This window comes from Gordonia sp. i37 (assembly GCF_002043085.1).
In the GTDB taxonomy this organism is placed as follows: Bacteria; Actinomycetota; Actinomycetes; order Mycobacteriales; family Mycobacteriaceae; genus Gordonia; species Gordonia polyisoprenivorans.
Map to the genome: position 1 here is coordinate 1 of NZ_MVPX01000454.1, position 7,263 is coordinate 7,263.

Annotated in this window: 6 protein-coding genes; 1 reads left to right on the top strand and 5 read right to left on the bottom strand. The window is 66.3% G+C overall.

The features are described 5' to 3' along the window. Window positions 1–621, top strand: a 621-nt coding sequence (locus B1964_RS22280) for an HNH endonuclease signature motif containing protein (protein WP_139765831.1), incomplete at its 5' end; no start/stop codon positions are given. A gap of 328 nt (window positions 622–949) precedes the next feature. Here the strand turns inward: B1964_RS22280 and B1964_RS22285 are convergent. From B1964_RS22285 to B1964_RS22305, 5 genes are read right to left on the bottom strand one after another with little or no spacing between them, the layout of a single operon-like run. Next, window positions 950–2,446: an NAD(P)/FAD-dependent oxidoreductase gene (locus B1964_RS22285; RefSeq protein WP_079931317.1), complete on the bottom strand. Its 1,497-nt coding sequence runs from the start codon at window positions 2,444–2,446 to the stop codon at window positions 950–952. Continuing rightward, window positions 2,443–3,045, bottom strand: coding sequence for a TetR/AcrR family transcriptional regulator (locus tag B1964_RS22290; protein WP_079931318.1), 603 nt, complete (start codon window positions 3,043–3,045; stop codon window positions 2,443–2,445). The genes B1964_RS22285 and B1964_RS22290 overlap by 4 nt, the downstream gene beginning before the upstream one ends. 54 nt (window positions 3,046–3,099) lie before the next feature. Then, window positions 3,100–4,311: an acetate kinase gene (locus B1964_RS22295; RefSeq protein ID WP_079931319.1), complete on the bottom strand. Its 1,212-nt coding sequence runs from the start codon at window positions 4,309–4,311 to the stop codon at window positions 3,100–3,102. Beyond that, window positions 4,308–6,482 (bottom strand): phosphate acetyltransferase, encoded by a 2,175-nt coding sequence (gene pta / locus B1964_RS22300; RefSeq protein WP_079931320.1) that lies wholly within the window; start codon window positions 6,480–6,482, stop codon window positions 4,308–4,310. Before pta ends, B1964_RS22295 begins: the two co-directional genes overlap by 4 nt. A gap of 29 nt (window positions 6,483–6,511) precedes the next feature. Then, window positions 6,512–7,102, bottom strand: coding sequence for a TetR family transcriptional regulator (locus B1964_RS22305; RefSeq protein ID WP_014358677.1), 591 nt, complete (start codon window positions 7,100–7,102; stop codon window positions 6,512–6,514). Between the last annotated feature and the right edge of the window lie 161 nt (window positions 7,103–7,263).

A 7,263-nucleotide genomic window follows, 5' to 3' on the forward strand; every position in this document is an offset into this window, starting at 1 on the left:
ACCTTGTCGGCGCCCAAACCTCAACCCGACGGCTCCCCCGATCCGCGGACACCCGAACAGATCTGCGCTGCCGCATTCGAAACGATCGTGGAGTTGGCGGCACAAGGTTTGGCCGACACCACGTTCTCGGCCAAACCCACCAACGGGCTGTTGTGGACCTGGTCAGCCGACAACCCGGCCCTCGGCGGGAACTTGCAGAACATGGGTGCCATCACCGAAGCAACCGCCAAGTTGTTGTCGTGTGACACCACGATCACCAAAATCATGCTCGATCCCAACGGTGTACCCCTCAGTGTTGGCGAGGCGAAACGCTTCTTCACCCCCGGCCAACGCAAAGCACTACTCGTCCGGGATCGCGGATGCATCAAATGCGGAGCCCACGCCGGACGCTGCCAAGGACACCACCTCGAGCATTGGGCCGATGGTGGGCCCACCGACCTCGACAACGGCTGCCTGCTGTGCAGCAGCTGCCACGACGATGTGCACCACCACGGCTGGGACATCATCATGGGATTCGACCGACACCCCTGGTTGATCCCACCCGCCAGCATCGACCCGAAACGCCGGCCGGTGCCGTCGTATCACCGACGGACCATGCGACTCGACGACACCGCAGCCTGACCCGAAGCGCCTCCACTACAGCCTGATTCCCTGCACCCGGCCCGGCCGGGACCGCATCTGTTGTTTGAGAACTCCATAGAGAATTCCCCACCCGATGGTCGAGGTGTTGTGCCGACTGTGGCCCGGAATCCTTTCGGCACAGGGGGTCTCGAGGCTCGTCGCTGGCGCTCCTCGGCACCTCGACCATCGGATGGGAAGGGCTGGAGCATTCCGGCGCGGGGTGGAACGGCCACCAGGGTGAACGGTTCTCCCCGATGGTCGAGGTGCGAACCGCGTGCGGCGAGCCTCGAGACCGGCTGCTACGGGGCTGGATTCGGGCCACAGGACGTCAGGAGCGAACCACAGGTTCGCGGACCGGGGCAGGCACCCCGATGATGTGATCGGCCGGGGCGAAGTGCGACATCATGCGACGGTAGGTGCCGGTGTAGGTCGGCCACATCACCGAGTTGCGGCCGGTCGAGTCGATATACCAGCTACCACAACCACCGGAATTCCAGACGGTGCCAGTCAGCTGGGCGTCGATATCGGCGACGTAGGCGTCACGTGCCGCCTCGGTGACCTCGACGGTCGGGGCGTCGACGGCTTTCAGGTGCGCCAAAGCCTGCCCGATGTAGTAGGCCTGGGCTTCGAGCATCAGGATGATCGACGAGTGACCGAGGTTGGTGTTGGGGCCGTACAACAGAAAAAGATTCGGGAAATCGGGGACCTCGACGCCACGGTAGGCACTCGGCGAACCGTGCCACACCTCGTCGAGTCGTCGACCATCGCGCCCGACGATGACCTTGGCCAACGGCGGGCTCGTCGGGGTGAAACCCGTTGCGAAGATCACCGTGTCGACCTCGAATTCGGTACCGTCAGCACTCACCGCGCCGGTGGGCGTCAGCGAGGCGAGCGCACCGGTCACCCTGGTGTGTGGATGCACCAGCGCCGGATACCACTTGTTGCTGATCAGGATTCGTTTGCATCCGATGGTGAAGTCCGGTGTGAGTCGTCGACGCAACTCCGGATCGGTAACCTGCCGACGAAGGTGCGCAAGCGAGATCGCCCGAAAGGCCCGGAGGACCCGCTGGTGGTGCGCCATGGCGAACACGTGGAACTCGTGCGTGAGCCACGTGAACTTCCGGGCGGCTCGGTGCGCCTTCGGGAATCGTTGATAGACAGCTCGTTCCATCGGTCCGATGGTGCGGTCCAGACGCGGGATCACCCACGAGGGCGTGCGCTGGAACACCACGAGTTCGGCCACCTTGTCGACGATCTCGGGGGCCACCTGGATCGCCGACGCCCCGCTGCCGATCACCGCAACCCGACGGTCCGTCAGATCGTGCGCGTGATTCCATGCAGCCGTGTGGAAGACGGTGCCTTCGTACTCGTCGAGCCCCGGTACCGCAGGTGTCGTCGGCGCCGACAACGCGCCGGGTGCCGCGATGAGGAAGCGGGTCCGAATCGGGCCCTCCGAGGTCTCGACGATCCAGCGCTGATCATCGGAGTCCCAAGTCGCTGAAAGCACTTCGCATCCGTAGCGGATCTGATCGGCGAACGCTGCGGCGACGGACTCGGCATAGTTCTTGATCTCCCATCCGCGCCCGTAGGTGTGGGACCAGTCCGGGTTGTCGGCGAACGACAACGAGTACAACGAGGTGGGCACGTCGCAGGCGGCACCCGGATAGCTGTTGTCGCGCCACACGCCACCGGGGCTCTCGGCGCGTTCGACCGCCAGCACCGCCAGATCCGGATGGTCGGTCCGCAGACGATGCAGCGCGGCAAGGCCACCGAATCCGACGCCGACGATCAGAACATCGGGTTCCGTCACAGGGTTCGTGCTCATCGGTTCAATGCCTCCATCAGCATGGTGATCATCCGACGCGCGAACTTGCGGTCGGCGTCGGGCTCGCGCAACAGACGTGAGATCGCCAGGCCGCGTGCCAGTTCGGCGGCCAGCTCGATCTGTTCGGTCGAATACCGGCCGCCGAATACCGCGACGCCGGTGGTGACGAGTTCGCCGGCGATCCGCTCCTCCACCGGGATCAGCGCTTCCCGCAGGACCGGGTCGGTGCGGGCGGCCACCCACAATTCCAATGCGGCATAGAAGAGCGGCCCGTCGAACACCTCGAGGAGCAGCGTCAGATCCGCCGCACCCCCGCCGGCGCGTTCGATGATCTCGGCCTTGCGTCGATCGACGAGATGGCCGATCGCAGCGACCACAAGGGCCTCCCGCGTGGGGAACTGGTGCAGCAGCGCCCCGCGCGACACCCCGGCTCGGCGGTTGACCTCCTGGGTGGTCGTCGCCCCGTATCCCCGCTCGATCAGCGAGGCGACGGTCGCGTCGAGCACCTTCTCCCGCGTCGCCGCCGACCGTTGCGCCTGCGTACGCGGCATGGTTGCGGGCGCATCGACACCCGTGAAGGCGGCTTCGGTATCAGCCATAGCGGCGATCGTAGCCGCAAAATCAAAAACAGTCCAGAGTGCTTGTAAGTTTACTCAGGCGCGTTCCCCGACCACCTCGGCCGCCTGCCGGGCGATCGCGAGTTCCTCATTCGTCGGTACCACCAGCACCGCGACCGCACTGTCGTCGGTGGAGATCCGTCGCGCTGTCCTGCTCCGCTCCGCATTGCGGTCGGGATCGACGACGATGCGGTAGTTCTCCAATCCGGCAAGCGCATCGGCGCGGACACCCGCAGCGTTCTCCCCGACACCCGCGGTGAAGGTGATCGCGTCCACCCGACCCAGATCGATCATGTACGCACCGATGTAGCGGCGGAGCCGGTGGATGTAGACGTCGTAGGCGAGTTTCGCGGCCTCGTCGCCGCGTTCGATGCGCTCGGTGACCGACCGGAAGTCGTTCTCGCCGCAGAGCCCCTTGAGACCGGAGTTCTTGTTGAGGAGGGCATCGATCTGGTCGGCGTCGAGTTTGACGACCCGATGCAGATGGAGCACCACGCCGGGATCGATGTCGCCGCTGCGGGTACCCATCACGAGCCCTTCGAGCGGCGTCATCCCCATGCTGGTGTCGATGGGGTCACCTCCTCGTATCGCCGACGCCGACGCACCGTTGCCGAGATGCAGCACGATCTGATGCACCTCGGACGGTTCCTTGCCGAGAAGCGGCGGCACCTGCTCGGACACGTACTGATGGCTGGTCCCGTGAAATCCGTAGCGGCGGATGGCATGCAGCTTGGCCACCCCGCGGTCGATGGCGTAGGTCGCCGCCGCCTCGGGGAGTCCGTGGAAGAAGGCGGTGTCGAAGACCGCGACCGACGGCACGTCGGGCAGCATTTCGCGTGCCGCCTCGATCCCGGTCAGATTCGCCGGATTGTGCAGGGGTGCCAGCGAGGAGATGCGGCGGATCTCGCCGATGACGTGGTCGTCGATGAGGGTCGGGTGGTAGAAGGTTCGTCCGCCGTGTACCACCCGGTGTCCCACCGCCGAGAGCCCCGCACTCGCGAGATCGATACCGCCCGAGGCGAACAGCTCTCGCACCCGCCGGATGGCGGTGAGGTGATCCGGGAGTTCGAGGGTCTCGGTGGTCTTCTCGCCGTCCTGCTCGTGGGTGATCGAACCGTCGTGGTCGCCGATCCGTTCGGCGATCCCCTCGGCCACCACGACCTCGGTATCGGGATGTACCAGTTGGTATTTCAGCGATGACGAGCCCGCATTGAGGACCAGGACCGCCCCGGCGACATGGTCGCTCATGCCTCGCGCCGCCTCGTTGCCGCCATGTTCTGCGCCTGGATCGCGGTGATCGCCACGGTGTTGACGATGTCGTCGACCAGCGCACCCCGGGACAGATCGTTGATCGGCCGCCGAATACCTTGCAGCACGGGCCCGATGGCGACCGCCCCGGCGCTACGCTGAACGGCCTTGTAGGTGTTGTTACCGGTGTTCAGATCGGGGAAGATGAGCACCGTCGCGCGTCCGGCCACCGAAGAGTCCGGCATCTTCGTCGCCGCCACGGACGGCTCGACGGCGGCGTCGTACTGAATCGGGCCTTCCACCAACAACTGTGGGGCGCGTTCGCGGACCAGATCGGTGGCCACGCGCACCTTGTCGACATCGGCACCGGTTCCCGAACTACCCGTCGAATACGAGAGCATGGCCACCCGCGGCTCGATACCGAACCCGGAAGCCGTTGCCGCCGAAGAGATCGCGATGTCGGCGAGTTGCTCGGCGGTGGGGTCGGGCACGATCGCGCAATCACCGTAGGCGAGCACCTTATCGGCCAGACACATGAAGAACACGCTCGAGACCGTCGAGACCCCCGGCGTCGTCTTGATCACCTCGAATGCGGGCCGGATGGTGTGCGCGGTGGTGTGGGCGGCGCCGGAGACCATACCGTCGGCACGCCCGGTGTAGACCAGCATCGTGCCGAAGTACGACACGTCGCGCATTCGTTCCTGCGCCTGCTCGAAGTCGACACCCTTGTTCTTGCGCAGCTCGGCGTAGATGTGCGCGAACTCGTCGGTGAGCGGTGAGGTCGCGGGGTCGATGACCTGCACACCGTCGAGATCCACCCCGAGTTCGTGGGCGCGGCGCGGTACGGCCGCCTCGTCGCCGAGGATGATCAGCGACACCACCCCACGACGAAGCAATCGCCCTGCCGCGCGCAGGATTCGGTCGTCGTCACCCTCGGGCAGCACGATGCACCGACGGTCGGCGCGGGCCCGCACGATCAGCCCGTACTCGAACATCTGCGGCGTCATGATCTCCGGGGTCGGCACCTTGAGTACCTTCATCATCGCCTCGGGATCGATGTGGGTCTCCATCAATCCCAGTGCCGCCTCGATCTTGCGCGCCGACCCGACCGCGACGCGGCCGCGGGTATTGGCCGCGGTGCGGGCGGTCTCGTAGGTCCCCTGCTCGCACATGATGATCGGCAGCGTCGACTGCAGACCGTCGACGAGCGCGTCGATCATCGGGTGCGGTCGCATCCCGCCGTTGAGGATGATGCCCGACAGCCGCGGAAATCCTTGTGCCGCATTCGCATTGACAAGAGCGAGCAGGACGTCCGAGCGGTCGGCGGGGGCAATGACCACGGTGCCCTCGGACAGCCGTTCCAGGATGTGCTCGACGGTCATCCCGCCGACCATGACCTTGAGCGCCTCCCGATCGAGGAGCTCCGGGTCGCCGCTGTACAGACTCGCCCGCAGCGAGTCCTTGAGTTCGGCCATCGTCGGGGCGAAGAGCACCGGCTCCTCCGGCAGACACCACGTGGGCACCGAGATCCTCGACAACTCGGCCGCCACCGCCGACATCTGTTCGGGGTCACACCGATTCGCGATCACGGCGGCCGTGGTGGCGTGGATGGCGGCGATATCGGCGAGCAGGCGCTCGGCGGTCTCCCGCACTTCCACCGGGGTGCGCCCGGAAGCATTGAGCGCCAAGATGATCGGCGCCGCAAGATTGGCGGCGACGCGCGCATTGTAGGCGAGTTCGGACGGGTTGCCGACGTCGGTGTAGTCCGAGCCGATGATCACCACCGCATCGCAGCGCGCCTCCACCGCGTGGAACCGGGCCACGATCTCGGCGATCGCGCCGTCGGGCGAGGCGTGTACCTGGTCGTAGGTGACGCCGATGCAGTCGTCATAGTCGATGTCGGCCGAGGCGTGCTCGATGAGCATCTCGACGAGGTAGTCGCGTTCACCCGCGCCGGCCCGCGAGATCGGCCGAAACACCCCCACCCGGCCGCCGGTCGCACTCAGCAGCGACAGCACACCGAGCGCGACGGTCGACTTGCCGGTGTCACCCTCGGCCGAGGCGATGTAGACCTTCGTGGACACCGCCGGGGTGGATACCACCGGGCTCGACACCACCGGCCGGTCGTTCGATCCATCCTCGTCGGTGGCGGTGGTCGTCTCTGCACCCATGGCCGTAACCCTAATGGTTCTGCTCGGCCTCAGTCGGCCGGCCGATCGGTGGGCCGCGCATCGTCGGGCGCATCACTGACGATGGCGCGCACCACCAGGTCGGCGATCTGCTCGTCGGACAACGAACTGTCGGGCACGAGCATCACCGAATAGATCATGCGCACCAGGAATTCGGCTGCCCCACGGGCGTCGGGCACCAGGTGCTGACCGATCTCCGGCGCCATGTCGGGTAGGGCCTCGTCGACGATCCGTGCGACCAGGGAAGGCCCCTCCGAGTCGGTGGTGCTGATCAACGCCCGCACGATCTCCTCGGGTTCGTGGCGCAGCACGTACTGCAAGGCCTCGTGCTCGCGGATGTAGGGCAGCACGTGTCGGATCTGGGCGCGCACCTTGCCGGCGGCATCGGGTTCGGTCGCCGCCCACTCGCGCAACTGCACGCGCAGCTGGGCGACCTCTCGGTCGACGATCGCGGCGACCAGCGCGTCACGGCCACCGAACATGCGGTAGGCGGTCGCCCGCGCCACCCCGGCGTGCCGGGCCACCGAGGTCAGACTCAGTGTCTTCGCGCCGAAACGCGACACGAGCCCGACTCCCACCTCCACCATCCGATCGCGGTCCACCTGAAGAACTTATCGAAGACCCCGCGTCGATGTGGGGCGCCCGCGTCGGTGAGAATCGGCTCGTCCACACCTACCGACCATCGGGGGCTGCCATGCACATCCGCGACGCCGAATCCGGCGACGTCGACGGCATCACCGTCATCTACAACCACGCCGTCGAG

Bases quoted from the DNA above. Each gene is read 5' to 3' on its own strand.
- B1964_RS22285 (WP_079931317.1), bottom strand. From the start codon at position 2,446: ATGAGCACGAACCCTGTGACGGAACCCGATGTTCTGATCGTCGGCGTC.
- B1964_RS22290 (WP_079931318.1), bottom strand. From the start codon at position 3,045: ATGGCTGATACCGAAGCCGCCTTCACGGGTGTCGATGCGCCCGCAACC.
- B1964_RS22295 (WP_079931319.1), bottom strand. From the start codon at position 4,311: ATGAGCGACCATGTCGCCGGGGCGGTCCTGGTCCTCAATGCGGGCTCG.
- pta (WP_079931320.1), bottom strand. From the start codon at position 6,482: ATGGGTGCAGAGACGACCACCGCCACCGACGAGGATGGATCGAACGAC.